Source organism: Vibrio mytili (assembly GCF_000830505.1).
Taxonomy (GTDB): Bacteria; Pseudomonadota; Gammaproteobacteria; order Enterobacterales; family Vibrionaceae; genus Vibrio; species Vibrio mytili.
The window spans coordinates 1-1132 of record NZ_JXOK01000012.1 but is presented as its reverse complement, the minus strand read 5'-3'; the positions used below and the strand labels follow the sequence as shown (position 1 = coordinate 1132).

Annotated in this window: 2 tRNA genes and 1 rRNA gene; all 3 read left to right on the top strand. The window is 43.6% G+C overall.

The features are described 5' to 3' along the window. Nucleotides 1-131 precede the first annotated feature (131 nt). The 3 genes from SU60_RS05530 to SU60_RS05520 all read left to right on the top strand — a co-directional run bounded on the left by SU60_RS05530 (nt 132) and on the right by SU60_RS05520 (nt 450). Nucleotides 132-207 (top strand) — tRNA-Thr (locus tag SU60_RS05530). Nucleotides 208-226: 19 nt separating this feature from the next. Then, a 5S ribosomal RNA gene (rrf, locus tag SU60_RS05525) occupies nt 227-343 on the top strand. Between the two features lie 30 nt (nt 344-373). Further along, nucleotides 374-450, top strand: a tRNA-Asp gene (locus SU60_RS05520). Nucleotides 451-1132 lie beyond the last annotated feature (682 nt).

The following is a 1132-nucleotide window of genomic DNA, read 5'->3' as shown; positions in this document are numbered from 1 at the left end:
GGCTTTAAATTAATATTTTTAGGTTTCAAAACCTGAAATAAAGTTGTCTTTACCTTTAAAAAGGTGAGCAACGATTAAAGAGTCCGTTTGTAAAGAAAGCGGGCTTTTTTGGTCCTAAGAGATACCACAATGCTGATATAGCTCAGGTGGTAGAGCGCATCCTTGGTAAGGATGAGGTCCCCAGTTCGAGTCTGGGTATCAGCACCATTTACAAAAAAGAATTTTACTTGGCGACCATAGCGCTTTGGACCCACCTGATTTCCATCCCGAACTCAGAAGTGAAACGAAGTAGCGTCGATGGTAGTGTGGGGTTTCCCCATGTGAGAGTAGAACATCGCCAGGTTCTTATTAGACTCAAACGTTTAACCAATGCGGAGCGGTAGTTCAGTTGGTTAGAATACCGGCCTGTCACGCCGGGGGTCGCGGGTTCGAGTCCCGTCCGCTCCGCCACTTATACGAAGCCTCAGTCGAAAGACTGGGGCTTTTTACGTTCATGTGAGCATGTTTCGCCCTTCGGACGAATAAGTCCCGGTCGTGTGCAATCCCAGACAGTCTGCGGCTTATATCAATCTTCAGCCTTATCTTCACTATTTGGGCTGTCACCCTTGTTGGTTTTGAAGTCAAATACTGACTTCTCCTAATCAAAAAGCACGAAACGCTTTGTTGGATTATTCAGGGGCTATATATAATTGGTTATTGTGACCAGCATTACTTCCTATCCATTCTAGATCTTCATTGCTTTGAAAAATACGATCGTCACTTCGCAAGCAAACATAATTTAATTTTTACTGATAGGGGCTGATCTTGGCTGTATCGATGTGTGAGGAAGGGAGGGTGTGATGCTCTGCTCGCTTATAAGGCGCTGTGTTGAGTGTTAATAACTAGGTAAGGTGGTCTAATCTCCATACCAATTGGAGCAAATGACCGGACATTATTCATCATCTCTGGTCAACAGAGCCTAGGCAATTGCGCCGCTTTTAGTTCGCAAAAAGTTGAAGTGGAGTTAGGAGTCATTGAAAATGTTTGCCTCACTCTCAGCCATTTTTATTTTTGCTATTTCTGAACGCGTATTTACGGTAGATGGTATAAAAGTTAGATATAAAAAAAGCCGCATCAAGTGATGCGGCTTTCT